Raw genomic sequence first — 26190 nt, 5'->3', positions numbered from 1 at the left:
CCGGAACGAAACGGCGACGAATCAGCGCTCGCGGATGTTTCTTGGTTTGTTCGCCCCAATATGTTGTGTCGTGAATAGGTTTTCCACCGAATATCCACAGGCGGTGAACAGGGTTTTGCACAGGCCGCGCGGCCGCCGTTAACCTTTGCGTACCGCTTCGGCACAAATCGGTGCACGTCCGTCGGTCGGCGCAGTCGCGCAAGAGGACCAGACCCGGCCAACAATGCTGAACGGCAGGTTCAAGAAACGTTCTCTCCCACGGCATAGCGCTGCAAAATAGGGCCGACGTTCTGAATGATTTCATCGTGGGACAGGGCGACGACGGGCGGAAGCCGCAGCAGGTATCGGCACATCGCCAAACCCAGCAACTGGCTCGAAACGAGCCCGGCACGTCGACCCGCGTCGGCGGGATCAGCGACCGCCGCAACCACCGGCCTGACCTGGTGGCCAAATACGTCACGCAGCTTTTCGGCGGCGAATTCGTTCGACGTCGCCGAACGCAGCAGAATTGCCATGCCAGGACCGCTGGCCGGGCCTTCCCAGATTTCGAGAAAACGCCTGATCAGCGTTTCACCGATTGTGTTTCGGTCGATCGCCCGCAGTGCCGGCAATTGCAGGTCGACGACCGCCGCCCTGGCGAACAGCTCGTCCTTGCTGCGGAAATAGCGGATCACCATGGCCGGATCGATCGAGGCATGCGCCGCGACGTCGCGGATGGAGGCGCCGTCATAGCCGTGCTCGGCGAACAGGAGCCGCGCGGCCTCGAGGATTTGGGCGCGCGTGCGGTCCGATTTGCTGGGTTTCTTCGGCTGATTCTCGGTCATGAAATTCATATGCCAACGGCCGTTGACAAATGCAATAGGTTCGATTAGAAAGTCAACGGCTGTTGACAAATGGAGAGAAGAAATGTTGCCCGATACAACGGAAGTCCTGATCATTGGCGCCGGCCCGACCGGCATGGCGCTGTCCATCGTGCTGCACCGGGCCGGTGTCGATCATGTTCTGATCGATAAGCTGGCGCAGGGCCTTCAGACCTCGCGGGCTGGCGTCATCCACGCGCAGACGCTGGAAACGCTGGAGCCTCTCGGCGTTACGCAGCGGCTGAGCGAACTTGCCCTGAAGCTGCAGAATTTCGCCATCCGCGACCGCAATCGGGCGCTGCTCAAGCTCGATTTCAGCAAGCTTCCGTCGAAGCATCCTTATCTGATGATGCTGCCTCAGAATCTGACCGAGCAGGTGTTCGCCGAACGGATCGCCGCCCTGGGCGGTGTGATTCACCGCATGGTCGAGGCCAAGGCAGTCATTCAGGATGCTGACGGCGCGCGCGTGACGGGTGGTCGAGAATGGCCGCGAGAAACTGATATCGGCACGCTATGTCGTTGGTGCCGACGGCATGAACAGCCTGGTGCGCAGGTCGACCGGCATCGAGTTCGACGGCGCGGCCTATGACGCTTCGTTCGTACTCGCCGATGTTCGTCTCGACTGGCCGGTTGGCCCGACGGAAGTGTCGCTGTTCTTTGCACCGGCCGGGCTGGTGGTGGTGGCGCCGCTTCCGGACGGATCGTACCGGGTCGTCGCGACAATGGATGACGCACCGGAAAAGCCCGAGATCGCTGACATCCAGGCGCTGCTCGACAGCCGCGGACCGACCAGGAAAAGAACCCGGGTGCTCGAGCTGTCGTGGAGCTCGCGTTTTCGTGTGCATCACCGCCTGGTCCGCTCGTACCGCAAGGACCGATTGTTCCTCATGGGCGATGCCGCGCACGTGCACAGCCCGGCGGGAGGGCAAGGCATGAACACCGGCATCATCGACGCGGTCGTGCTTGGCCAGTTGCTTGGCGACGTGGTGAACGGCGTGCGCCCGGAAGCCGAGCTCGACCTCTACGAAACGCTGCGACGCCCGGCGGCCCAAGAGGTGCTTGAACTGGCGGGCACGATGACCGACATGGCGCTTACCCGCAGTTCGGTGAAGCGGTTCGTCCGCAATCTCGTGCTTTCGGTGCTGAACCTCAATCCATTCCTGAAGCGTCGTTTCGCCTTGAAACTATCAGGCCTCAGCCGGGCGCCGCTTGCCCGCCTGCCGGCATCTTCGCGCGAGCCGATCGCCCAGACCAAGCCTGCAGCCGAACCAGGGCTGAAGCTTGTTGCCTGACAGCCGCGATTGTGCGGCTCTCAGCCCTCGGTCTTGGCCGTGTGGGCGTTGGGTCGGTACATCAGTTACCGGCGAGGCCGACGCCTCAGGTGATATACTGACCGCCATTGGCTGATATGGTCGAGCCGGTGATGAAACCGGCATCATCGGAAGCGAGGAAGACGACGCAGCGTGCGATCTCTTCCGGCTCGCCGAGGCGGCCGACCGGGATCTGCGGGATGACGCGCTCGTTGAGCACCTTCTCGTCCATTGCCCTGACCATTTCGGTGGCGATGTAGCCGGGGCAGATGACATTGACGGTGATGCCGGCCCGCGCCCCTTCCTGGGCGAGCGCCTTGGTGAAGCCGATGTCGCCGGCCTTCGACGCCGAATAATTGACCTGGCCGGTCTGACCCTTCTGGCCGTTGATCGAGGAGATGGTGATGACGCGGCCGAACTTGCGGTCGCGCATGCCGCCCCACAGCGGGTGCGTCATGTTGAAGACGCCGGAAAGATTGGTGTCGACGACCTCTTTCCATTGCTCGCGCGTCATCTTGTGGAACATGGCGTCGCGTGTGATGCCGGCATTGTTGACCAGAACGGAAACCGGGCCGAGATCGGCCTCGATCTGCTTGATGCCAGCGGCGCAGGCATCGTAGTCAGCCACCGACCATTTGTAGACCGGGATGCCAGTCTCTGCCTTGAATTTCTGCGCCGCTTCGTCATTGCCGGCGTAGTTCGCGGCGACATGATAGCCGGCGGTTTTCAGGCCGATCGAAATCGCGGCGCCAATACCGCGCGACCCGCCGGTGACGAGTGCTACCTTTGTCATGGTGTCCTCCCTTTTTAATTCGTGAGTGGCGGGCGCTGAACGCTCTAACGGCGATTGAGCCCCGTTCGCCACCGACTATCTCACGGCTTGGCTGGCGCATGAACCCCGAAAATCGAAATCGATTTTCGAAAAGGATCATGCGCAAGGTCAAGTGCTACAGCCTCCTTTGCGCGTCCCAAGGGACGCCCGGCGCTGTAATCTGTCTTCATAGTGCTTCCACGCACATGGCGACGCCCATGCCGCCGCCGATGCACAGCGTGGCGAGGCCCTTCTTGGCGCCGCGGCGGCGCATCTCGTAAACCAGCGTGTTGAAGATGCGGGCACCTGAGGCGCCGATCGGATGGCCGATGGCGATGGCGCCGCCGTTGACGTTGACGATGGACGGATCCCAGCCCATGTCCTTGTTGACGGCGCAGGCCTGGGCGGCGAAGGCCTCGTTGGCCTCGACCAGGTCGAGATCGCCGACCGACCAGCCGGCCTTGGCCAGCGCCTTGCGCGAGGCGGGAATAGGCCCGGTGCCCATGATCTGCGGATCGACGCCAGCGGTCGCCCAGGACACGATGCGCGCCAGCGGCGTGATGCCGCGCTTTGCGGCTTCCGCCTCGGTCATCAGCAGCACGGCGGCGGCGCCGTCATTGATGCCGGAGGCATTGGCGGCGGTCACCGTGCCGTCCTTGTCGAAGGCCGGTCTCAGCTTGGTCATGGCGTCGATCGTGGCGCCGTGGCGGATGTATTCGTCCTGGTCGACTGTCGTGTCGCCTTTCTTGCCCTTGACGATGAAAGCCACGATCTCGTCTTTGAATTTGCCGGCCTTCTGCGCGGCCTCTGCCTTGTTCTGGGAGGCCAATGCGAGCCGGTCCTGGTCATCGCGGGTAATCTGGAACTGGCGAGCGACGTTTTCGGCGGTGTTGCCCATGTGATAACCATTGAAGGCATCCCAAAGCCCGTCCTTGATCATGGTGTCGATCATCTTGTAGTCGCCCATCTTGACGCCGGCACGCAGGTGCTGAGCGTGCGGGGCCAGCGACATCGATTCCTGCCCGCCGGCGACGATCACCCTGGCGTCGCCGGTGGCGATCTGCTGCATACCGAGAGCAATAGCGCGCAGACCTGAGCCGCAAACCTGATTGAGGCCCCAGGCCGTGGTTTCCTTTGGCAGGCCGGCATTGATAGACGCCTGGCGGGCGGGGTTCTGGCCCTGAGCCGCGGTCAGCACCTGGCCGAGGATGACCTCGTCGACCTCCGCCGGCTCGACGCCGGCACGGGACAGAAGCTCCTTGATGACCACGGCACCAAGCTCATGTGCCGGGGTGGCGGCAAAGGCGCCGTTGAAGGAACCGACGGGCGTGCGCGCCGCACTGGCGACAACGATGGCAGCGGACATGTTCTTCTCCAGACTTCGAGGTATCGAGTTTTGGTATCGTCAAGGGCTTTTCTTGCCCTTTCAATGATCCAAGTCAAACCGGAAATGAGCATGCCGGCCATGCGCCGCAAGCAGGTTGCGCATGGTCATGGAAACAGCCCGCCCATTGCTGCGCAGCATTTTTAGCCCGCCATGCAGCATTAATTGATCCCGCACTGCACAAACCGCTTGGAATTGCGACGCTTTTGCGCAATCCTTGAAAAGGCGCAATCGTTACCGGCAGCTTACACAAGTGCGCCGGTGTCCTGGGAGGATGCTGATGGCCGCGAAAGACGAACCGATTATCATCAAGAAATATGCCAATCGCCGCCTCTACAACACCGGCACCAGCACTTATGTGACGCTCGAGGACCTTGCCGAAATGGTCAAGAAGGGCGAGGAGTTCACCGTCCAGGACGCCAAGACCGGCGACGACATCACCCATCCGGTGCTGACCCAGATCATCTTTGAACTGGAGAACAAGGAGGGGCAGAACATGCTGCCGATTCCGTTCCTGCGCCAGTTGATCGCCTTTTACGGCGACCAGATGCAGATGATCGTGCCGAGCTTCCTCGAGCAGTCGATGATCGCCTTCTCAAAGGAACAGGAACGCTTCCGCGAGCAGATGAAGGGTGCCTTGGGCAAGTCGCCGATGGACATGATGAAGATCGCTACGCCGATCAAGGCGCTGGAAGAGCAGACGCGCCGCAACATGGAGATGTTCCAGAACGCCATGCGCCTGTTCACGCCCTTCCCACCCGCAGGCTCGAATGGCTCTTCCGCAGCGCCGGCGGAGCCGGCCAGGAAAGAAACGTCGGAAAAACCTGACGACCTTCAGGAATTGAAGGAACAGATCGCCGCCATGCAGCGCAAGCTCGACACGATGTCGTGATCGCCGGCCGACCAAACCCGGCCGAAATCTCTCAGCAGACCGTGTCAGAACATCTCCGCCTCGAATGAGGCTGAGGGACTCCGGCCACGCTATTTCGTCGTCACCGTCACCAGCGCGGTAACGGGTTTGCCGTCCACAAGAATGGGCTTGTGATGATCATCGGCAAGTAGCACACCGATCACGTGCTTGCCGGCGGCATCCGGACAATGGCCGAAACGAGCCCTGATAAGATCGCCGCTAAAGTCGCTGTTCATGCTGTTGTACGGTTTGCCGGGGATGTTGCAGGTATCTCCGGCGGGATCGATCTTCATATGCACGTGGCCGCATTGGCCGACGCCGTCGCATTCACCCGCTGGCAGCAGCGTGAAGTTGCTCCTAACGATGACGCCTATTGCCTTCTCGGGATCGGTACCGAGTTCGATGACCGAACCGGCCGCCGGCCAGACGATTTGCAGGGTTGGCCGATCTTCGGCCTGTGCAGACCCGAGCGACAGTAAAGAGAAAGCGAGGGCAGTCGTTGCGATGATGCGAGCCATGTTAACCTCCGTTGATGTGTAATCACTGATTACATATGAATCGCTTGGACGCAAGGAAATAATCGATGATTACATTTCGGCTTCATGCTATTGGGCAGGCATGACCAGCCAATCGGATTCTGGCGAAGCCGCCAACCCCAAACGCTATCATCACGGCAATTTGGTTGAGGCCTTGATCGCTGCAACCGTGGAGATCATCGAAGAGCGCGGAGCAGAGCATGTCTCCGTGCGTGAGGCCGCAAAGCGTGCCGGCGTTTCGCCCGGCGCGCCATTCCGGCATTTTCGGTCGAAAACAGCACTGCTGACCGCAGTCGCCGAACAGGCCATGAACCGGCTGACCGAAGCCGTTGCCGATGCACAGTCCAAAGTCGACAGCGCAGATCCCATCGTGGCCTTCGAAGCGATCGGACAAGGCTATCTGGAATGGGCGATCAGCAATCCGACGCATTTCCAGATCATCAGTTCTCGAACGCTGATTGATTTCGACGCGTCGGATAGTCTTCGTGGTCAGAATGAAGCCGTTCGCCGGAAGATGATCGACCTGCTGACCCAAGCGCAACAACAAGGTCGGCTTGCTCCGGACACCGACTTTGACCATCTGGTGCTTGCCGCGCGCGCGTTTGTCTACGGGTTGGCGCGCATGGCGATCGATGGTCATTTTCCGGAGTGGCATCCGTCCGAGCCGCCATCGCTCGCCGCGCGCAGAGCTCTCCATCTTTTCATGAGCCGGATTTCATCCAAAGCGCAGTCTCAGGAGCACGCCGAAGTGGCTACCCGGGATCGCTGACAAACTGTTTTCACACTGTCTGTCAGGCGCACAACTTCGAGTGAGGGTGTCCTCATTCATGACAAAAATTTCATGTCATCGCCAATCCGTGCCGCTGTTCTTGCGCCGCACGAGACATATATGTTGCACTGCAATATGCTCCCGTTAGCACCGTACTGAAGGATTTCGCCTTGCCCAGCAGAAAAACCGCCATCGTCACCGGTTCCACCTCGGGCATCGGCCTGGCCATCGCCCATGCGCTCGCGGCCGACGGCTGCAACGTCGTCGTCAATTCCTTTTCCGACACTGCCGACGACCAGGCCATCACCGATGCGATCGCCAAACATCACGGCGTGAAGACCGTCTATATCAAGGCAGACATGTCGAAGCCGGCCGAATGCGGGGCTTTGATCGAGAAAGCAGCCGAGACGTTCGGCTCGGTCGACATCCTGGTCAACAATGCCGGCATCCAGCATGTCGCGCCGGTGGAAGAATTTCCCATCGAGAAATGGGACGCGATCATTGCCATCAATCTGTCGTCGGCCTTCCACACCATCGCTGCCGCGATCCCGCTGATGAAACAAGCCGGCGGCGGCAGGATCGTCAACATCGCCTCGGCCCACGGGCTGGTCGCCTCGCCGTTCAAGTCGGCTTATGTCGCGGCCAAGCACGGCATCATGGGGCTGACCAAGACGGTCGCTTTGGAACTGGCGCACGACAAGATCACCTGCAACGCCATCTGCCCCGGCTATGTGCTGACGCCGCTGGTCGAGGCGCAGATCCCCGACCAGATGAAGGCCAACAAGATGGACCGCGACACTGTGGTCCGCGAGGTCATGCTCGAAAAGCAGCCGACCAAGGAGTTCGTCACGGTCGAGCAGGTTGCTGCTGCCGCGGTGTTCCTGTGTTCGGATGCGGCAGCGCAGATCAACGGCACGCATATTTCGGTCGACGGCGGCTGGACCGCCCAGTGAATTTGGCGCGCGGAACAAATCTGGCCGACAAATCAAGGGCAACGCCATGACGACGAACGGCAAGGTGGAGGAGCCCAAGAAGATCAACGTCGCGCTGCAGGGTGGCGGCTCGCATGGCGCCTTCTCCTGGGGGGTGCTCGACCAGCTGCTGGAGGACGGGCGGCTCGACATCGCGGCGGTTTCGGGCACCAGCGCCGGCGCCATGAACGCGGTGGCGCTGGCCGACGGCTTCGTCCGCGGCGGCGTCGAGGGCGCGCGGCGGAAGCTCGACGATTTCTGGCGCGCGGTGGCGCTGAAGGGCCGGTTCAGCCCGGTGCAGCGCATGCCGTGGGACGTGGCCTGGGGCAATTGGTCGATCGAGAACACGCCGGGCTATCTCTTTTTCGACACTATGTCGCGGGTGTTTTCGCCCTATGTCGCCAACCCACTCGGCCTCAACCCGCTGCGCGATGTGGTCGAACAGGAGATCGATTTCGGCAATGTGCGCGCCTGCAAGTCGATGGAGCTGTTCATCTCCGCGACCAATGTCGAGACCGGGCAGTTACGCGTCTTTTCCGATGGCGAGATCGACCTCGACACGGTGATGGCGTCGGCCTGCCTGCCACAGCTGTTCCGCGCCGTCGAGATCAAGGGCGTGCCCTACTGGGATGGCGGATATGGCGGCAATCCAGCGCTGTTCCCGTTCTTCAAGACGGCTGCCGCCGAGGACGTACTGTTGGTGCAGATCAATCCGGTGGTCCGCGAGGGAACGCCGAAGAGCGCCAACGAAATCCAGAACCGCATCGACGAGATCACCTTCAATGCCGGGCTGCTGCGTGAATTCCGTTCGATCGCCTTCGTCAAGGAACTGATTGCCGCCGGCCGGCTGCCGCATGGCGAATACCGCGACATCCGCATGCACCGCATTGATGCCGACGAGGCGTTCAAGGATCTGTCGGCATCGTCGAAGGTCAATGCCGAATGGGCGTTCCTGACCTATCTGCGCGACCTTGGCCGCACCGCCGCCAGCGACTGGCTGGAAGAGAATTACGACGCCGTCGGCAAGCGGCCGACACTCGATCTCTCCGGCGAACTCGACGACGGCTTCAAACCGGTGCGTGGTCCGGCACTGGGCCGGCGGGTGAAGGAGTTCCTAGCGGCACGCAAGAAGCCCGAGGCGGCGCGTCGCCGAGCCTGAGGCGTTTTGTTTGTCAGCTTTTTTGCAAGGCTAGATCGATCACCTTGATCAGCGCGGCCGCAGCCCGCCTCTGCTCGTCCGGATCGCTGGTGCGCATCTTCATGCCTTCCAGCCCGTCGAGCAGCATGTCGGCCAGCAATTTTGCCGACAAGCCCTTGGCGGTGAGATCGACGCCATTGCGTCCGGCCTCGCTCTGGATCGCTGCGGCGACATGCTCGGCAAACCGGCTGCGCCAGCAGCCGATCAGGTCGGCGAGACTCGACTTCATGTCAAGGAGTTCGGCGCCATGGGGCGAGGCGTGGACGGTGCGCGTCATCGAGATCAGCGCTTCGTCGATGGCCCGCATCGTGCGCTCGGCAAATGGTTCTTCGCCGGCGAGTGCCGTTTTCGCCTGCTCGAGCGAGCGGGAGAGCAGCATCAACGCAATGGCGCGATAAATATCGGTCTTGTTCTTGAACTGGAGATAAAGCGCCGGCCGCGACATGTCGGCGGCACGCGCAATGTCGTCCATGGTGGTGCGGGCGAAACCATAGGCCAGAAACACCTTCATCGCGCTGTCCAGAATGCGGGCGCGCTTGGGGTCGGTGGCGATGTCCTCGATCTCGATCATGGCGCGACTTTATCCTGCAAAAGCTCTGTTGACAAAATGACGTAATTTGTCAAGATGTATGAGGACGAAATGGCCGACCGGCCTTTTTGCCTCGGGCTGTGGACGACAACAAAGGGTATCCCCATGCGCCTCACCGTCGACGGGCAGGCATTCGACGTCAATGCCGATCCCGAAATGCCGCTGCTGTGGGCGCTGCGCGATCTCATGGGCAAGACCGGGCCGAAGTTCGGCTGCGGCATCGCCGCCTGCGGCGCCTGCACGGTGCATGTCGACGGCCAGCCGGTGCGCTCCTGTTCATTGCCGGTCGGTGAGGTCACCGGCGCGGTCACCACGATCGAAGGCATCGGCACCGAAGCCAGACTGCATCCGGTACAGCAGGCATGGCTGGAAGAGCAGGTCGCGCAATGCGGCTACTGCCAGGCCGGCCAGATCATGAGCGCGGTGGCGTTGCTCGACGAGGTTGCCGACCCGACCGATGCCGACATCGACGATGCCATGGGCGGCAATCTCTGCCGCTGCGGCACCTACCCGAAGATCCGCGCGGCGATCAAAAGAGCGGTCGTCCTCAAGACGGCGGGGATCTGACCATGGCCAGTGTCGGAAAGATCGCCCGCCGCACGTTTCTCATCGGAGCGGCTGCCATCGCGGGCGGCGTCGCCGTCGGTTATTATTACTACCGCAAGCCCTACCCGAATCCGCTGGAAGGCGACCTCGCCGCTGATGAAGCGACCTTCAACCCCTATGTGAAGATCGGCGCCGACAACACCATCACCATCGTCGCGCCGCGCGCCGAGATGGGCCAAGGCATCTCGACGACGCTTGCTGCCATGGTTGCCGAAGAGCTCGATGTCGGGCTCGACCAGATCAAGGTCGAGCACGGCCCGGCCTCCTACGCCTATTTCAATGCGGCGATCCTGGAAGAGGGCGGTCCGTTCGCCTTCTTTGACGAAAGCATGACCGCGGAAATAGTGCGCGCCGGCATGGGCGTGGTCGGAAAATTCCTCGCCCTGCAAGGCACCGGCGGCTCGGCCTCGACACTCGACGGTTTCGACAAGATGCGGCAAGCCGGCGCCACTGCGCGGCAGATGCTGATTGCAGCGGCCGCGCAAAAGCTCGGTATAGCTGCCGCCGATCTGGAAACGGCCAACGGCTCGATCCTGCACAAGGCGTTGGGCAAGTCGCTGACCTATGGCGCTGTCGCCGCGACCGCTGCGACGATGGCGCCGCCCGCGGAAATCAGGCTCAAGGACAAAGCCGACTGGAAACTGCTCGGCAAACCGCAAAAACGCATCGACATGCTGGCCAAGGTCACCGGGGCGCCGATCTTCGGCATCGACGTGACGCTGCCGGAGATGCTGTACGGCACGGTCAAGATGAGCCCGCGCTTCTGGGCCAAGCCGGTCAAGGCGGATTTCTCCAACGCCGAGAAAATGCCTGGCGTGATCAAGATCGTGCCGATCGACACGAATTACGGCCACGGCTTCGGCATCATCGCCGAAAACACCTGGGCGGCGTTCAAGGCGGCGGAGGCGATCGACGCCGAATGGGCCGATCCCGAATATCCGCTGGACAGCGCCGGCATTTCCGAGGTGCTGAAGCAGGCGCTCGGCACAAAAGGGTCGGTGATGCGCGACGATGGCGATGTCGATACCGCCTTCGCCGACGCGCCGCGCGAAAGGATCGTCAAGACCGACTATGCGGTGCCTTATCTGGCACATGCGACGATGGAGCCGATGAACGCCACGGCGCGGCTGAAGGACGGCGTCCTCGACATCTGGTGCGGCAACCAGGCGCCGACCTTGGTGCGGCAGCTTTGCGCCAATGCTGTCGGCATCGAGCAGGACAAGGTCAGCGTCCACACCACCTTCATGGGCGGCGGCTTCGGCCGACGTATCGAGGTGGATTATGCGCTCTGTGCCGCGCTGATGGCGAAAGAAACGGCAGGCCGGCCGATCAAGGTGATTTGGACGCGCGAGGAGGACATGCGCCACGATGCCTACCGGCCGGCTTCGGTCGGCAAATTCCAGGCGCGGCTTGGCAACGACGGCATGCCGGTCGCCGTCGACATGACAATCGCCTCGCCATCGCTGATAGCCAGCACCTTGCGCCGGCTGTTTCCCTCGATCCCGCCGCTTGGCCCCGACAAGTCCATTGCCGATGGGGCCTACGACCAGCCCTACACCATCCCGAATTACCGGGTCAGCGGCATTGCTGCGCCCGCCTCCATCCCGGTCGGCTTCTGGCGATCGGTCGGCTGCTCGATCAACGGCTTCTTTCATGAGGGCTTCATGGACGAGATCGCCACCGCCGGGAAAGTCGATCCGGTCGAACTGCGCAAGACGCTGATGGCTGCCTATCCGGCGGCGGTGAAAGTGGTCGAGAAGGTCGCCGCGATGGCGAAATGGGGCGAGGCGCTGCCCGCCGGCAAGGCCAAGGGGATGGCGTTCACGCTGTCCTTCGGCAGTTGGGTCGGCGAGATCGTCCAGGTCGCCGACACGCCGTCCGGAATCCGCATTGAGAAGGTGTGGATCGCCGCCGATGTCGGCACCGCGCTCGATCCTGATATCATCGAGGCGCAGCTCATCTCCGCCGCCATCTATGGCCTGTCGGCGGCGATGGGTCAGGAGATTACTTTCGCCGACGGCATGGTCGAACAGTCGAATTTTCACGACTACGACGCCATGCGCATCTTCCAGTGTCCGGCGTTCGAAGTCGCTATCCTGGAGAATTTTCACAAGATGGGCGGCGTCGGCGAAGTCGGCACACCGCCGGCGGCACCGGCACTCGCCAACGCCATCTTCGCACTGACCGGCAAGCGCATCCGGACACTGCCCTTGTCGAAGGAAGTGACCTTTGCATGAAATATTCCCATCATGCTGACAGCTGCTGCCATGCTGTTTCGATGGCGCCTCCCCAGCGGCAGAGGAAAGCCAAGGCACGGCACCGATGACGTCGATGCAGCCAAGGGTTTGTCCGAGGGACGCGGTCTAGCGGTTGCTTTCGCATCCGCACTGCGCCGAATGCGATGTTCGCAGACGAACGGCTGCGCTGGTCCGGCGCGCCTCACGGCGGCGGGCGCATCCTGTCCAGCGAAGTATTACCCATCAACTTTTCTGACTATATTGCGGTGCAACTTTGATGTAGAAGCTCGTTCGCCGATCACGGCAAGTTGAACACGGCCTTGCGCGCACCCATATCGGCGACGCGCCGAGTTAGAAGACGCGGCCTGGCCGAACCCCGCGCACTGGAAAAACGACGATGCCGAAATACAGGTTTCACAAGCTTGCAGCCATTGTTGTGCTTGTCGGGTTCGCTGCATGGATGGTGACGGGCGAGTTCTCGTCCGTCGGCAGCGCGGCCGCCGACAACGAACCCAAGGCGGGGGAGGTCGAGCAGCCAAAGGCGGCTGACGCCGGCAAGGCCAAGCCCGCTGAGGCAGAGCAGCCCAAGGCGCCGTTGCGCACCGTCGCGATCATAACCCCGCCTAGGCGTACCTATGCGCGCGCCATCCGGATTTCCGGACTGACCGAAGCTGACAAGCGCGCGGTCCTGGCGACGCGCGTCGCCGGCGTCATCGACAAGCTGCCGGTCAAGCAGGGACAGCGCGTCAAGACCGGCGACCTCGTGCTGATGTTGGCAGCCGAGGAAAAGCATTCGGCGGTCAGCAACGCCAAGCAGCTTCTGGTTCAGCGTCAGGCCGAACTCGATGCAGCATTGCGGCTGATGAAAACGGGCAATCTGCCCAAGCTGCAGCTCGATACGGCTCGCTCCAACCTGACGCTAGCCCAGTCGCACCTGGAAGCCGCGCAGGCCGAACTCGACCGCAACGAGGTGAAGGCGCCGTTCGACGGCGTTATCGACCGGGTACCGGTGGAGCTTGGCAGTTCCGTGATGCAGGGCGGCGAAGTGGCGACCATTCTGAGCCTCGATCCAGTGATCGCCCGCGGCGAGGTCAGCGAACGTGATCTCGGCTATCTGAAGATCGGCGACAAGGCGAATGTACGGTTGGTTAGCGGCCAGAATGTCGAGGGCACCGTGCGCTATATCAGCCGCGACGCCTCGTCCGCCACCCGCACCTTCCGCGTCGAGATCGCAATCTCCAATCCCGAGGGCACTATTCCGGCCGGGATGACCGCTGAGATCGCGCTGAGCGCGCAGCCGACCGACGCTGTCATGCTGCCGCGCTCCGTGGTGACGCTCGGCGACAAGGGCGACCTCGGCATCCGCGCCGTCGACAAGGACGACAAGGTCGTGTTCTTCCCGATCGACCTGGTCGACGACACGCCAACCGGCCTGGTGCTCGGCGGCATTCCTGCCGATGCGCGCATCATCGTCGCCGGCCAGGAACTGGTGAAGGAAGGCGAAGTGGTCAAGCCGGTCGAGGCCGACCAGGCGACCATCCAGAAGCTGTTGGGCGAAGCGACGGCCGGGACGCAGTAATCATGGATATCGTCAAACTCGCAATCAGCAATGCCCGGCTGACCATTTCGGTCCTGGTGTTCCTCATCCTTGCGGGTGCGGTCGCCTACCAGTCGACGCCGAAGGAAGCGGAACCCGACGTTCCGATTCCCATGATGTATGTCAGCCTGATCTATCAGGGCATCTCGCCCGAGGATTCGGAGCGCCTTCTGCTGCGGCCGATGGAAGCCAAGCTGAAGAGCCTCAAGGGTCTCAAGGAGATGCGCTCGGCCGCCTTCCAGGGCGGCGGCTATGTGCTGGTCGAATTCCACCCGCAGACGGATCTGGCGACGGCGTTGCAGGACACGCGCAGCAAGGTCCAGGACGGCAAGGCCGACCTGCCGCAGGCAGCCGAGGAGCCTGTAGTCTCCGAAGTCAACGTCTCCGAATTCCCCGTCCTTGTCGTGACGCTGTCGGGCGAGGTGCCCGAGCGTATGCTCACGGCTGCGGCGCGCGAGTTGCGCGACCGCATCGAGGAAGTGCCGGGCGTGCTGGAAGGCGCGCTGCAAGGTGCGCGGGATGATCTCGTCGAAGTCGTCATCGATCCGATGAAACTGTCTTCCTACGGGCTGCAGCTTGAGCAGCTGATCGGTGCGGTCGGCGATTCCAATAGTCTTGTCGCCGCCGGCAACATCGAAGGATCCGAGGGCAAATACGCGGTCAAGGTGCCGTCGCTGATCGAGACGCCGGAGGACGTGGCGGCGCTTCCGATCGTCGCTGGCGCCAATGCCGTGGTGCAGGCCAAGGATATCGCCACCGTCCGCTCCACCTTCAAGGACGCCGAGACGGTGACCCGTCTCGACGGCAAGCCGGCAATCGCCATCGAGGTGAAGAAGCGCATCGGCTCCAACCTGATCGACACGATCGCCCAGGTGAGGACCGTGTCCGATGCATTCATAAAGACCATGCCGGAAGGCATGCACGTCACCTACACGCAGGACAAGTCGGTCTTCGTCAACCAGTTGCTCGGCGATCTGCAGAACCACGTCATGATCGCCGTGATCCTGGTGTTCATCGTCATTCTCTATGCACTGTCGGGCCGTGCCTCGCTGCTGATCGGACTGGCCATCCCATCGTCCTTCCTGATCGGCATCCTGCTGTTGGCGATGATGGGTTACACGATCAACATGATCGTGCTGTTCAGCCTCATCCTGGCGGTCGGCATGCTCGTCGACGACGCCATCATCGTCACCGAATTCGCCGAACGGCGGATGAGCGAAGGCATGCCGAAGGCGGAGGCCTTCGCGCTTGCCGCCAAGCGCATGGCCGGTCCGGTCATCGCCGCAACGATGACGCGCATCGCCGCCTTTTCGCCGCTGCTGTTCTGGCCGGGCATCATCGGCGACTTCATGAAATACATGCCGATCACGCTGATCGTCACACTCTCGGCCTCGATGCTTTATGCACTGGTCTTTGCACCGGCGCTGGGCGCCTTGTTCGCCAAGGCGCCGCCGCATCACGAGAATGACAACCGCGACGGCTGGTACATGGCCGTGGTCAAGCAGGCGGTGCGCTTTCCCATCACCGTGCTTCTGCTCACCGTCGGCCTTTTGTTCGGCGTCGGCTTTGCCTATTCGAAATACGGCGCCGGCGTCGAGTTTTTCCCGAATGTCGAGCCTGACTACGGCCTGCTCTATGTGCACGCCCGCGGCAACCTTTCGCTCGCCGAAATGGATGCCGCCACGAAGACCGCCGAAAACCGGCTTCTCGGCTGGCCGGGCGTGAAATCGGTCTATACCCGGGTCGGCAAGACGCAAGGCGGCGGCCAGGACATTCCTGAAGACGTGGTTGGCGTGATCCAGTACGAGTTCGTCGACTGGCGCGAGCGCAAATCGGCGAACGCGATCCTGGACGAACTGCGCGGCGTCATGGCCGGCATTCCCGGCGTCGACGTCGAGGTTCGTGTGCCCGAGGCCGGCCCGCCCACCGGCAAGCCGATCCAGATCAGGCTGTCAGCCGTCGATCCGAAGGGCCTCGACGACAAGGCGCGCGCCGTCGCCGCCCGCATTGCCAAGGTGCCCGGCGTCATCGACATTTCCGACGGCCTGCCGCCGCCCGGCGTCGACTGGGCGCTCGACGTCGATCGCGCCAAGGCGGCGCAATACGGCATCAGCCCGACCTCGGTCGGAACGGTTGTGCAACTGGTGACGAACGGGCTGAAGCTCAGTGAATACCGGCCAGCCGGTGCTGACGACGCCGTCGACATCAGGCTGCGTCTGCCCGAGGACCGGCGCACGCTGTCGACACTCGATGACCTCAGGGTGCAGACTTCGCAAGGGTCGGTGCCGATCTCGAATTTCGTCGTGCGCAAGCCCGAGCCGACCGTCGGTATCCTCAACCGCATCGACGGCGCGCGCACGGTGGTCGTCCAGGCCAATGTCGCCGCCGGCGAGCAAGTCGCTTCTGTCCAGCAGCAGGTCAGCCAGGCTGTCGCCGATATGGATCTCGGCAGCGGCATACGCTGGAAGCTCGCCGGCTCGAACGAGGACAGCGCCGAGGCCAGTGCCTTCCTCAGCAAGGCCTTCGGTGCGGCGATCTTCCTGATCTTCCTCGTGCTCCTGATGCAGTTCAACAAATTCACCAGCGTCTGGCTGGTGCTGTCCTGCGTGGTCATGGCGACGGTCGGCGTGTTCCTGGGATTGCTGTTGACTGGAGAGGCGTTCGGCATCGTCATGTCAGGCATCGGCGTCATCGCGCTGGCCGGTGTGGTGGTGAACAACAACATCGTGCTGATCGACACCTATGACCGGCTGCGCGAAGAAGGCTGGGACAAGATGGACGCGGTGCTGCAGACCTGCCGCGAACGTGCCCGCCCGGTCGTGCTGACGGCGGTATCGGCGATCCTCGGCGTGCTGCCGATCGCTTTCGGCCTCGGTCTCGAAATCTTCCATCACGAGACGACGATCAACGCGCCGTCGACGCAATGGTGGATTTCACTGTCGTCGGCGATCGTCTTCGGCCTGTCCTTCGCCACCTTGCTGACGCTGGTGGTGACACCGGCGATGCTGATGGTGTTCACGCGTAGTAAGAACAGCCGCTTCTATGCATTCTTCCGTCGAATGTTCCGGCGCGGCAAGACAGTCGGTGCGACTGTCGAGACATCCGCAAGACCGGGCTCGCTTGACGAGCCGGCGATCGCCTTCCCGAAGGCCGCCGAATAGGCCAACTTTGCTTGGAGTGCCGCGCGTATTTTGATCGCGCAAAGAAAAGGCCGCCGGGAACAACCCGGCGGCCTTTTGCATTGTCCTGCCATGCGACACCTCAAAGCGGGGAGTTTCTCATGACGCTCAGCACCATTCTCGTCATCATTCTGATCCTCATTCTGATCGGCGCGGTGCCGGCATGGCCTCATTCGCGTTCCTGGGGTTATGGTCCCTCCGGCATTGTCGGCGTCATCCTGATCGTCCTCTTGGTGTTGCTGCTGATGGGCAGGATTTGACCCGGAGTTTGGTGTGCACGAATGCTACAGCGCTGCGCGTCCTTTTGGACTCACAGCGCTGTAGCATTTGATTTTGCGCATGGTCCTTTCCGAGCCTTCGGCTCAGATCATGCGTTGGGTAATGGCCGCTTTCCGTTTCAGGCAGCTTCCGAAACGCCATCAATCGTGGCGACACCGATATCATCGAGAGCCGCTGCCACCGCCTTGTCCAACGGCGTATGCGGGATCGTACCGATGATGCCTTCCAGCCTTGCCGAGGTCAGCTGGTGTGGCTCGAAGCGGAGATAGGACATCGAGACGAGCTCGCGCCACATCGCCACGAACGGACTGCCGGCGCGCAGCACCCACCACGGCATCGACGTCAGTTTCAGCGCGCGCCCGAGCGCCTGCTCCGCGGCCGCCTTGATCTCCAGATCGGTAACGGCGTGGCCGGGAAAGTTCAGCGCCTCGTAGGCGCCGAGCTTGGCGAGATTCTCAGTCAGTCCAACGAAAGCCTTGGCCATATCAGGCAGATAGGCCCATTCATGCACGAGATCGGCCGGCCCGGGGGCGGTATAGACGCCCTTGTCCATCTTGGCGGCCACCATCAGATCGAACCACGATCCGGTGCCGGTGCCGCCGAAGAAATCGCCGGCTCGCAGCAGAATGGTGCGCACTCGGCCTGCTTCGGCCTCGCGGCGAAAGAGGTCTTCCATGGCGACGCGGATGCGGCCCTTTTCCGTCGTCGGGTGGAATGGCGTGTCTTCGGTGATGACCGCCGGCATCGGCGAGCCGTAATTGTAAACGCTGCCGGGAGCGAGGTGCAATGCGTGGTTCGCCCGGCACGCGGCCATGACGTTCTCGGCCATCGGCAGGCACTTGCCCCAGTCGGTGTAGGTCGGGTTGAGGCCGTTGAAGATGATGTCGACGCCTTCGGTGGCGCGGATAAGCGCTTCGCGATCGAGCCCGTCGCCGGCGACGGCTGTGGCGCCGGTGAGTTCTGCCGGTATCTTGCCGCTGCGGGTGATGGCGCGGACATCATAGCCGGCGTCGATGAAGGCCTTGGAAACCACGCGGCCGAGCCGGCCATTGGCACCCAGAATTGCGATCTTGGTCATGTTTCGTCTCCGTGTTTGCGTTACGGTCACAATATGATTCGCCCGCAAACGAATGGAAATTGACTGAATTCGGCGATCTGATATTCAGTTTTGAATGGAAATCGACTGGAATCTGATCAAGAGCTTCGTCATCGTGGCGGAAACCGGCAGCCTGTCCGCTGCCGCGCGCAAGCTGGCTGCAAGCCAGCCGACGCTCGGCCGCCATATCGCCGAACTGGAGCAGGCGCTCGGCGTCACCCTGTTCCGGCGCGGGCGGCGCGGCTATGCGCTGACGGAAGCCGGCAGCACGCTCTACGAACGCGGTCGGGCGGTAAGCGAGCAGGCGAGCGCCTTTTCGCTATTGGCGCTGGGATCGGTCGAGGCGATCGAAGGCACGGTGCGCATTGCCGCCAGCGAGGTGGTGGCTGCCTATGTCCTGCCCGAGATGACGGCGCGGCTGGGCGCTGAGGAACCCGGCATCGAGGTCGAGATCGTCGCGTCGAATCAGGTCGAGAACCTTTTGCGCCGTGATGCCGACATCGCCATCCGCATGGTCAAGCCGGCGCAGAACGAATTGGTGGCGCGCAAGGTGACTGACATTCCGCTCCGCGCCTGCGCGGCAAAATCCTATCTCGACAGGCGTGGCCGTCCGCGCGAGCCCGGCGATCTTCCCGGCCACGACCTGATCGGCTTCGACCGCAGCGATGAGATCATTCGCGGCTTTGCCCAGTTCGGCGTCCCGCTCACCCGCAATGCCTTCCGCTTCAGGACCGACAACCAAATCGTGCTGTGGGAGGCGGTGCGGGCGGGAAACGGCATCGGCTTCGGCCAGGAACCGCTGGCCGATCGCGATCCGCTGGTGGAGACAGTGCTGCCGGGCCTCGCGCTGCCGACGCTGCCGGTATGGCTGGCCATGCATCGCGACGTACGCACCAGCGTGCGCATCCGCCGTGTCGCGGATTTCCTCTATGAGGAGTTGAAGCGCTATTCGGCCGGTGCTGCGTCGGGCGCGAATTCGGCGCGGTGAGCGAGCCCGGCCATCAAAAATACGACGACGAGCAGCCCCGACAAAGCGACGAAGATCGGACTGAAGCTCGAGTGCTCGGCGATGAAGCCGATCGCCGACGGCGCCACCAGAATGCCGGAATAGCCCATCGTGGTGACGACGCTCATACCGGTGCCGGACGACATGCCTTCCTGGTTGCCGCCGGCCGAAAACAGGATCGGCACCATATTGGCGATGCCGAAGCCGCAAAAGGCAAAAGCTGAGATGGCGAGCCAGGGCGAGGGCGCCAGCCCGGCCACCAGCATGCCGGCGGCGGCGATAAGGGCCGAGACGCGCAGCGTCGTTACGGCACCGAAACGGTTGCGGACCCCGTCGCCAACGAAGCGCATGACGGCCATGACGCCGGAAAAAGCGGCGTAAGCCAAACCAGCTATGGCGAGGTCGGTGCCGAGTTCCAGTTGCAGGTAAAGCGCCGCCCAGTCGAGCACCGCACCCTCGGAGATCATCGTCATCAGCGCCATCAGCCCGACCAGATAGACCAGCGGATTTCCAGGCAGCGCGAATTTGCGATGTCCGGTAATCCCCGATGATCCTTGGGGCGGCTTGCCCTCGGCGATCAGGTAGCGGACTGCCACGGCGATCACGGCAAAGGCAATAGCCGTCACCACCGCCGCATGGGCGAGATGGCCGTAATTCTGGATGGCGAAGCCGCCGAGAGCGCCACCGGCGAAACCGCCAAGGCTCCAGAAGCCGTGCGAGGACGACATGATGGCGCGGGACAACCGCCGTTCCACCGTGACCGCATTGGCGTTCATGGCGACATCCATGCCGCCGATCGAAGCGCCGAAGATGAACATGGCGATGGCCGCCAGCGGCACGTTGGGGGCAAGCGCCACAACCAGCAGGCCGAAACTGCCGATGAGACCGAACCAGCGCAGCACGCTGCGCGAACCATGCCTGGAGATCAGGTGGCCGCACCAGGTCATGGCCGTGACCGCGCCGGCGCCGAACAGCAGGATCAGCAGGCCGAGCGTGAATTTGCTGATATCCAGCCGGGTCAGGACCACCGGGATCTGCGGCGCCCAGGCGCCGGTCAGAAAACCATTGGCCAGGAAGATGGCCCCCACGGCCCATCGTCCACGAATGGCGGTCTGCATGATTTTTAGCGTGTCCATCGTGTAGGGTCCGGTGCGAAAATAGGTTCGCGCGGCAAATTAGATCGATTCAATCTTCAGTCAAGCGCTCGCTCTTGGAAGTGCTTGGGCCAAGCGGCTCGCTTGAATCCGAGGTTGATGAGAGCCGATCGGGACAGGGTTTTTTGTTCGACCATGATCTTGTCCGAAAACCGGATTCCACTTTTCGGGATCGTGGTCTTAATGATCCCTGGGGCGTCTTGCCTCGAACTCCGCCTTCTTGGCATCGGAGGCCTCGGTCTGGTTGAGCGCCTGCCATTCGGCATAAGGCATGCCATAGATGATCTCGCGCGACTGGTCCTTGCTGAGATCGACGCCCTCGGCCTCCGCGGCGTCGCGATACCAGTTGGAGAGGCAGTTGCGGCAGAAGCCGGCGAGGTTCATCAGGTCGATGTTCTGCACGTCCGTGCGTTCGCGCAGATGCGCAACCAGCCGGCGGAAGGCGGCGGCTTCGAAATCGCGTCTTTGTTCGTCGCTGAGTTCGGTCATCGAAACCTCCTTACAGCGGCCCGGTGCGCGAGCCGAATCGTTTGACCTGATGTATATCGGGACGGCGGTTGATAGCGTCAACGACCGGCGCCAGCCGTTCGGCCCAGGCGACCGCATCCTGCCGATCGGCGATCAGGTCCTGACGGATTTCGATCAGCGCATGGGCAAAGCCGTTGACGATGGCATGCCTGAACATGGTGTCGCCGCGCAATGCGCCGTCATAGGGCTGGTTGTCGCCAACGATAAGGCTTTTGTCCTCGGCGAGCATGTCGATCAGCGGTCGCGCCACCCGGTCGTCGCGATCCCACAAGACACCAATATGCCAAGGGCGCACGAATCCCTGCATGAAAGGGGTGAAGGAATGTATCGACAAGATGAAGGGGGCGCTTGCGGAAGCCTGCGCCACCGAGGCGATCATGGCGCCGACGGCATCGTGATAAGGCCGATAGAAGCGGTCGAGCCGCCTTTCACGTTCCTTCAAGGCAAGTGGATAATTTCCCGAAATGACGGTGCCGTCATAGAGTTGGCGGATCAGCGTCGGATCGTCTTCGCCGCGATTGGGATCGATCAGAAGTCGCGAAAAATTGGCGAGTACTGCCGGCACGCCGAGAAAAGCCGCCAATTCGCGCGTCACCGTCTCGACACCGATGTCGTAGGCGATATGGCGGTCGAATTCCGCCGCCGGCAAGCCGAGGCTGCCATACTCTTCCGGCAAGTCGCGACGGGCGTGATCGGCCAAAAGCACGATGCCTCGCTTGCGGTCGCCCTCGACGATGTCGAAAGGCGCGAAAACTGTGGATCGGGTCATCGGCGGGAAATGGTCTGTTCGCTGGCTTCCTGGGAGGATGGTATCGTCTTTCCCACGAAGGGGACGATTACGCAATGCCGTCGTTTGGCCACGGTTTCTGCGGAAATCTGGCAGAAGGCGACAGACCGTGCGCGGAAGCCTTTCTAAATCGATTGGAATTGAGCAAAAGGGCGCGTTGACATGCGCCCGGACTTTTCCGAAAAGGGGCGTTGAGAGATGCAAATGTGGTTCTTGAGGGATTTCAGGATGGGTTCCGCCGGCAGGCCGCGCGTGCGCTATGCCTTCGCCATGCCGCTCCTGACCCTTGCTGTGGGCCTCGCCGCGATGCTTGCTGCCTCGCCGGCGCGCGCCGATTTCCGTGTCTGCAACGCCACGCAGAACCTGGTCGGCGTCGGCATCGGCTATCGCGCCAAGGCCGGCTGGATCACCGAAGGCTGGTGGCACATCGAAGGATCGAGCTGCAAGACGTTGATTGAAGGGCCGCTGTCATCAAGATTTTACTATCTTTATGCAGAAGACGCCGAGCGCGGCGGGCGCTGGGATGGCCCGATCAACATGTGCGTGGCCGAAAAAGAGTTCAAGATCGCCGGCGTTGCCGATTGCGTCGCCCGGGGCTTCCAGCGCGCCGGATTCCAGGAATATGACACGGGCGAGCAGGCAAGCTGGATGGTCCAGCTGACCGATGACCCCGCAACGGGGGGCGTTCCAGCCGCCCCGGGAACAAACAGTCAATGAGACGCAGCCGCAAGGTCAAGATACTCGCCACCATCGGTCCGGCCTCCTCCTCCGAGGACATGCTGAAGAAGCTCTTCGAAGCCGGCGCCGACGCGTTTCGCATCAATATGAGCCACACCGATCATGAATTGATGCACACACTTGTCGGTCGCATCCGCGCTGTCGAGAAAGCAGTCGGCCGGCCGATCGGTATTCTCGCCGACTTGCAGGGGCCCAAGCTGCGCGTTGGCAAATTCGCCAGCGGCAAGGAGGCGCTGACACTCGGCCAGACTTTCACGCTTGACGACAATCCCGAGCCCGGCAATTCGACCAGGGTCTATTTGCCCCACCCCGAAATCCTGAGATCGGTCGAGGCCGGTGACCGCCTTTTGATCGACGACGGCAAGCTCGAGCTGAAGGCGGTGAAGAGCGACGGCAAGGCGATCGTCTGCACCGTCGTCGCCGGCACCAGCATCTCCGACAAGAAGGGCGTCAGCCTGCCCGACACCGACCTGCCGGTCGGCGCGCTGACCGAAAAGGATCGCAGGGACCTCGATGCGGTGCTGGCCGCCGGCGTCGACTGGGTGGCGCTCTCGTTTGTCCAGCGGCCGGAGGATCTGGCGGAAGCGCGCAAGATCGCGCGCGGCCGGGCGCTCATCATGGCCAAGATCGAAAAGCCGCAGGCCGTCGCCCGGCTGGCCGAGATCATCGAACTTTCGGACGCACTGATGGTTGCCCGCGGCGATCTCGGCGTCGAAATGCCGCTCGAAGCCGTGCCCGGTATCCAGAAGCAGATCACCCGCGCCGCGCGCCGCGCCGGCAAGCCGGTGGTGATCGCCACGCAGATGCTGGAATCGATGATCACCGCGCCGGTGCCGACCCGCGCCGAGGTGTCGGACGTCTCGATCGCCGTGTTCGAAGGCGCCGATGCCATCATGCTCTCGGCGGAGTCCGCGGCCGGCGCCTACCCGGTCGAGGCGGTGGCGATGATGAACCGCATCGCCAGCAAGGTCGAAACCGACCCGACCTATGCCGGCATCATCAATGCGCAGCGTTCGGAGCCGGAAGCGACCGGCGCCGACGCCATCTCGCTTGCCGCCCGCGAAATCGCCGAGACGCTGAAACTGTCGGCGATCATCAGCTATACGGCGTCCGGCACGACCGGCCTGCGCGCCGCTCGCGAGCGGCCGCAGGTGCCGATCGTCGCACTGTCGCCGATCGTCAACACGGCGCGGCGGCTATCGCTTTTGTGGGGCACGCATTGCGTCGTCTCGCCCGACGCCATCGACCTCGACGACATGGTCGACCGCGCCTGCCGCATCGCTTTGGACGAGGGGTTCGGCAAGCCGGGCGACCGGGTCATAATCACGGCCGGCGTGCCGCTGAGGACGCCGGGCTCCACCAACATGCTGCGCATCGCCTATGTCGGGTCGGAGGTGCAGGCCAGACGCTAGGCCGCTCACACTGGGCGGATTCGCGGCAGGGAGAGGTCCTGTTCTCCGTGTCGCGACCATTGGAGGCCACATGAGCAAAGACCATGCGGGCGTCTGGACCCGAACGTCGAGGGTCATCGAAGCCCGGCCCGAAGACGCCTACGCGGCCTTCACGGATCCGACCGCGCTCGTCGCCTGGGTGCCGCCGGCTGAGATGACGGGCGTCATCCACGAATTCGACGCGCTTCGGCGAGGTTGCTCTAAATCGGCGCGAGTTCGGCTTCCGGCGCTTTGATGTCGGCGCATTTGCCGGCGCCGTAGGTGTCGTTGGCGACCCTGACTTCCACGGCCTTCGCCATTGCCTGAAGGTCCACCTCCTTGCCGGCGACCTTTTCGATCGCGCCGACGACGAGATCGGGCGCGATCCAGTCCGGCTTGTGGCCGAGATTGTGGACCCAGATCAGCTCGGCGCCGGCGATGTCGCGGACGAGGCCGACCGAATGGATCATTGCATAGACCACCTTGTCGCGGTCGCCCGAGATGACCACAGTCGGCGCCTTGATATCGCGGTAGTGCGGCGCGGCATCGAGCGTGTAGCGATAAAGCCCGGCGACATCGGTGGCGTTGGCACGAAAGGCGTTCGGCCGAAGCACCAGCGGGATCGAGACCTCGGCGACATAGCCGTCCGGCACCTTGTTGGGGGCAAAGACGCAGGCGATGGCGGTATTCATCTGCAGCGTTCCCGACGGATAGGTCAGCGTTTCGGAAAACAGCCGGCCGACGATCGGAATGGTCGTCAAATTGTAGTACCAGGCGGTCGCGCCGCCCGGCCAGGGATGGGTGGCGGGCGCCATGAACACCAGGCCGAGCGTCTTGTCGGGATGCTCGCGGCCGAAGGCGGTGGTCACCGAGCCGCCGAAGGAATGGCCGGCGATAATGGCTTTCCCGATGCCGAGATGGTCCATCAGAGCTGCGATGGTGCTGGCCTGTGCCGATGGGGTCTCGTTGTTGCCGGGGCCGCGTCCCGACCAGCCTGCACCCGGGCGGTCGAAGAACAGCATCTCGGCACGGCCTTCCAGCAAGGACCTCAGCGGCAGCATCTGATCTCTGAGATTGGCGCTGGCGCCGTGGATGAAGACGATCGGCGGCAGTTCGGCGTTTTTCCGCGCCGGAACGTGAACATAGTGGATGCGGGCACCGTTTATATCCGCGAAGTCGCCGATCGGCGGATTGCGGCGCTCGATCAGCCATGAACCGGCGAGGGTGACACCTGCAAGGGTGAACACAAGCGCCATGAGGAAGACGAGCGCGGCGAAGATCAGGTTCATGGGGAGAGGTACGGACCGGAGCGAAATTAGTTCACAGTCTAGCTAAAGCGACTTTCACTCAAGTGGAATTGTCCGCCAACCGGGAAATCAAATTCCTTCGCCGGCAAGTTCTTCCGAAAGCGTGCCGACTTGATCCTGGGCGCTGCGCATCATCGGATAGATGCCGAGCACGCGCTGCCAGGCTTCCAGCGCCGACTGCTTGTGGCCGGTTACGGCCATGATCTGCGCCAGGCCGGACAGTGCGCCAAAATGGCGCGGCTCGAGCTGCAACGTGCGGTCGATGTCCGACATCGATTTTCCAAAGTTATTCATCATGAAATGTACTGTGGCGCGCCGGTTCCAGCCTTCCGCATAGGCCGGTTGCAATGTCACCACCTGGTCGAGAAAATCGAGTGCCACGTCGAATTGCTTGTCTTCGATCGCCTTTTGCGACCATTGCATCATCAGGTCGATCGAGGCGCTGCCGGATTGCGACCACTCGTGCGAGATGCGAGCGGCGATGCGCTCGGCGGCCTTTTCATTGCGCTGGCGCTTCAGGTCGACGAACAGCTGGTCGAGCCTTGCCTCCCTAGTCGTGGCAACCGGAGGGGCGACCGCATCGTCCGCCTGAGCCGGAAGCGGGGCGAAACCGAAAAGAAAAAGCGCCGCGAAGAATGCAAAGAGAATCCGCATGGCCAGGAATCTAACCCCGGACAGCAGATCGTCAAACTGAATTTAGCGTGAAAGGGCCGGCAGGCCGGCAAATTACATCATGCAGGCGCGGAGGCAGGCGCCTCCACGCGAAAGACTCAACCCTGACGCGCCTTGTAGCGCGGAGCGGTCTTGTTGATGATGTACACGCGGCCCTTGCGGCGAACCAGCTGGTTGTCGCGGTGACGCGCCTTGAGCGCCTTGAGCGAATTCTTGATCTTCATGGTCTTGCCCGT

At 62.6% G+C, this 26190-nt stretch carries 27 protein-coding genes; 15 read left to right on the top strand and 12 right to left on the bottom strand.

The genetic code is table 11. From position 1 onward, the window contains the following. Positions 1–239: 239 nt before the first annotated feature. Positions 240–971 (bottom strand): TetR/AcrR family transcriptional regulator, encoded by a 732-nt coding sequence (locus CIT26_RS26730; protein WP_280951138.1) that lies wholly within the window; start codon positions 969–971, stop codon positions 240–242. Between CIT26_RS26730 and CIT26_RS38360 the strand changes: the two genes are divergently transcribed. After that, on the top strand, positions 907–1449 hold the full coding sequence (locus CIT26_RS38360) for an FAD-dependent monooxygenase (protein ID WP_280951137.1): 543 nt from the start codon (positions 907–909) through the stop codon (positions 1447–1449). The two genes, CIT26_RS26730 and CIT26_RS38360, sit on opposite strands and share 65 nt — an antisense overlap. Further along, positions 1394–2152, top strand: coding sequence for an FAD-dependent monooxygenase (locus CIT26_RS38355; RefSeq protein WP_280951136.1), 759 nt, complete (start codon positions 1394–1396; stop codon positions 2150–2152). Before CIT26_RS38360 ends, CIT26_RS38355 begins: the two co-directional genes overlap by 56 nt. A gap of 85 nt (positions 2153–2237) precedes the next feature. Here the strand turns inward: CIT26_RS38355 and phbB are convergent, their stop codons facing one another. Together phbB and CIT26_RS26715 are read right to left on the bottom strand one after the other, a co-directional pair. After that, the gene (gene phbB / locus CIT26_RS26720; RefSeq protein WP_095495348.1) at positions 2238–2963 is read right to left on the bottom strand and encodes an acetoacetyl-CoA reductase; all 726 of its coding nucleotides are present in this window, start codon (positions 2961–2963) and stop codon (positions 2238–2240) included. 205 nt (positions 2964–3168) lie between these two features. Continuing rightward, on the bottom strand, positions 3169–4347 hold the full coding sequence (locus CIT26_RS26715; protein WP_095495347.1) for an acetyl-CoA C-acetyltransferase: 1179 nt from the start codon (positions 4345–4347) through the stop codon (positions 3169–3171). Positions 4348–4645: 298 nt separating this feature from the next. On the opposite strand from CIT26_RS26715, the gene phaR reads away from it, so the two are divergent. Next, positions 4646–5257, top strand: a complete 612-nt coding sequence (gene phaR, locus CIT26_RS26710; protein WP_095495346.1) for a polyhydroxyalkanoate synthesis repressor PhaR — start codon at positions 4646–4648, stop codon at positions 5255–5257. Positions 5258–5346: 89 nt separating this feature from the next. On the opposite strand, the gene CIT26_RS26705 is transcribed toward phaR, so the two are convergent. Then, on the bottom strand, positions 5347–5793 hold the full coding sequence (locus tag CIT26_RS26705) for a hypothetical protein (protein ID WP_095495345.1): 447 nt from the start codon (positions 5791–5793) through the stop codon (positions 5347–5349). 100 nt (positions 5794–5893) lie between these two features. On the opposite strand from CIT26_RS26705, the gene CIT26_RS26700 reads away from it, so the two are divergent. From CIT26_RS26700 to CIT26_RS26690, 3 genes are all read left to right on the top strand, one after another. After that, a complete protein-coding gene (locus tag CIT26_RS26700) occupies positions 5894–6580 on the top strand; it encodes a TetR/AcrR family transcriptional regulator (RefSeq protein ID WP_095495344.1) in 687 nt (228 codons plus the stop codon). 170 nt (positions 6581–6750) lie between these two features. Then, complete coding sequence (locus tag CIT26_RS26695; protein ID WP_095495343.1) at positions 6751–7533, top strand: 3-hydroxybutyrate dehydrogenase; 783 nt, start codon at positions 6751–6753, stop codon at positions 7531–7533. A gap of 46 nt (positions 7534–7579) precedes the next feature. Next, the gene (locus CIT26_RS26690; protein ID WP_095495342.1) at positions 7580–8710 is read left to right on the top strand and encodes a patatin-like phospholipase family protein; all 1131 of its coding nucleotides are present in this window, start codon (positions 7580–7582) and stop codon (positions 8708–8710) included. Positions 8711–8723: 13 nt separating this feature from the next. Here CIT26_RS26690 and CIT26_RS26685 read toward each other — a convergent pair whose 3' ends face one another. Continuing rightward, positions 8724–9320: a TetR/AcrR family transcriptional regulator gene (locus CIT26_RS26685; RefSeq protein WP_095495341.1), complete on the bottom strand. Its 597-nt coding sequence runs from the start codon at positions 9318–9320 to the stop codon at positions 8724–8726. 123 nt (positions 9321–9443) lie between these two features. Here CIT26_RS26685 and CIT26_RS26680 point away from each other — a divergent pair, with 123 nt between their 5' ends. The 5 genes from CIT26_RS26680 to CIT26_RS26660 all read left to right on the top strand — a co-directional run bounded on the left by CIT26_RS26680 (position 9444) and on the right by CIT26_RS26660 (position 17217). After that, positions 9444–9905 carry a (2Fe-2S)-binding protein gene (locus CIT26_RS26680; protein ID WP_095495759.1) on the top strand — a complete coding sequence of 154 codons (462 nt, stop codon included), beginning with the start codon at positions 9444–9446 and terminating at the stop codon, positions 9903–9905. Positions 9906–9907: 2 nt separating this feature from the next. Further along, a complete protein-coding gene (locus CIT26_RS26675; protein ID WP_095495340.1) occupies positions 9908–12181 on the top strand; it encodes a xanthine dehydrogenase family protein molybdopterin-binding subunit in 2274 nt (757 codons plus the stop codon). 397 nt (positions 12182–12578) lie between these two features. Further along, positions 12579–13760: an efflux RND transporter periplasmic adaptor subunit gene (locus CIT26_RS26670; RefSeq protein WP_095495339.1), complete on the top strand. Its 1182-nt coding sequence runs from the start codon at positions 12579–12581 to the stop codon at positions 13758–13760. Between the two features lie 2 nt (positions 13761–13762). After that, positions 13763–16939: an efflux RND transporter permease subunit gene (locus tag CIT26_RS26665; RefSeq protein ID WP_095495338.1), complete on the top strand. Its 3177-nt coding sequence runs from the start codon at positions 13763–13765 to the stop codon at positions 16937–16939. Positions 16940–17058: 119 nt separating this feature from the next. Continuing rightward, entirely contained in the window at positions 17059–17217 is a 159-nt protein-coding gene (locus CIT26_RS26660; protein ID WP_036267059.1) for a DUF3309 family protein, read from the top strand. Between the two features lie 137 nt (positions 17218–17354). Here the strand turns inward: CIT26_RS26660 and CIT26_RS26655 are convergent, their stop codons facing one another. After that, positions 17355–18314 (bottom strand): NAD-dependent epimerase/dehydratase family protein, encoded by a 960-nt coding sequence (locus CIT26_RS26655; RefSeq protein WP_095495337.1) that lies wholly within the window; start codon positions 18312–18314, stop codon positions 17355–17357. A 94-nt stretch (positions 18315–18408) separates the two neighbouring features. On the opposite strand from CIT26_RS26655, the gene CIT26_RS26650 reads away from it, so the two are divergent. Further along, a complete protein-coding gene (locus CIT26_RS26650) occupies positions 18409–19320 on the top strand; it encodes a LysR family transcriptional regulator (RefSeq protein ID WP_095495336.1) in 912 nt (303 codons plus the stop codon). Here CIT26_RS26650 and CIT26_RS26645 read toward each other — a convergent pair. The 3 genes from CIT26_RS26645 to CIT26_RS26635 all read right to left on the bottom strand — a co-directional run bounded on the left by CIT26_RS26645 (position 19278) and on the right by CIT26_RS26635 (position 21789). Beyond that, on the bottom strand, positions 19278–20474 hold the full coding sequence (locus CIT26_RS26645; protein ID WP_095495335.1) for an MFS transporter: 1197 nt from the start codon (positions 20472–20474) through the stop codon (positions 19278–19280). The two genes, CIT26_RS26650 and CIT26_RS26645, sit on opposite strands and share 43 nt — an antisense overlap. A gap of 198 nt (positions 20475–20672) precedes the next feature. Beyond that, entirely contained in the window at positions 20673–20981 is a 309-nt protein-coding gene (locus CIT26_RS26640; RefSeq protein ID WP_095495334.1) for a DUF1244 domain-containing protein, read from the bottom strand. Positions 20982–20991: 10 nt separating this feature from the next. Then, positions 20992–21789: an N-formylglutamate amidohydrolase gene (locus CIT26_RS26635; RefSeq protein WP_095495333.1), complete on the bottom strand. Its 798-nt coding sequence runs from the start codon at positions 21787–21789 to the stop codon at positions 20992–20994. A 288-nt stretch (positions 21790–22077) separates the two neighbouring features. Between CIT26_RS26635 and CIT26_RS26630 the strand changes: the two genes are divergently transcribed. From CIT26_RS26630 to CIT26_RS36100, 3 genes are all read left to right on the top strand, one after another. Continuing rightward, complete coding sequence (locus CIT26_RS26630; RefSeq protein ID WP_244602969.1) at positions 22078–22524, top strand: DUF1036 domain-containing protein; 447 nt, start codon at positions 22078–22080, stop codon at positions 22522–22524. Beyond that, entirely contained in the window at positions 22521–23957 is a 1437-nt protein-coding gene (gene pyk / locus CIT26_RS26625) for a pyruvate kinase (protein ID WP_095495332.1), read from the top strand. Before CIT26_RS26630 ends, pyk begins: the two co-directional genes overlap by 4 nt. Before the next feature lie 70 nt (positions 23958–24027). Beyond that, on the top strand, positions 24028–24231 hold the full coding sequence (locus CIT26_RS36100) for an SRPBCC family protein (protein ID WP_143747924.1): 204 nt from the start codon (positions 24028–24030) through the stop codon (positions 24229–24231). Here CIT26_RS36100 and CIT26_RS26620 read toward each other — a convergent pair. From CIT26_RS26620 to ykgO, 3 genes are all read right to left on the bottom strand, one after another. Continuing rightward, positions 24197–25264, bottom strand: coding sequence for an alpha/beta fold hydrolase (locus CIT26_RS26620; RefSeq protein WP_095495331.1), 1068 nt, complete (start codon positions 25262–25264; stop codon positions 24197–24199). The two genes, CIT26_RS36100 and CIT26_RS26620, sit on opposite strands and share 35 nt — an antisense overlap. 87 nt (positions 25265–25351) lie before the next feature. After that, positions 25352–25936 (bottom strand): tetratricopeptide repeat protein, encoded by a 585-nt coding sequence (locus CIT26_RS26615; RefSeq protein ID WP_095495330.1) that lies wholly within the window; start codon positions 25934–25936, stop codon positions 25352–25354. 116 nt (positions 25937–26052) lie between these two features. Continuing rightward, positions 26053–26178, bottom strand: a complete 126-nt coding sequence (ykgO, locus tag CIT26_RS26610; RefSeq protein ID WP_006327841.1) for a type B 50S ribosomal protein L36 — start codon at positions 26176–26178, stop codon at positions 26053–26055. Positions 26179–26190 lie beyond the last annotated feature (12 nt).

Source organism: Mesorhizobium temperatum, assembly GCF_002284575.1.
GTDB lineage: Bacteria > Pseudomonadota > Alphaproteobacteria > Rhizobiales > Rhizobiaceae > Mesorhizobium > Mesorhizobium temperatum.
The sequence above is the reverse complement of the archived record's forward strand: the minus strand, read 5'-3'. Positions and strand labels throughout refer to the sequence as shown.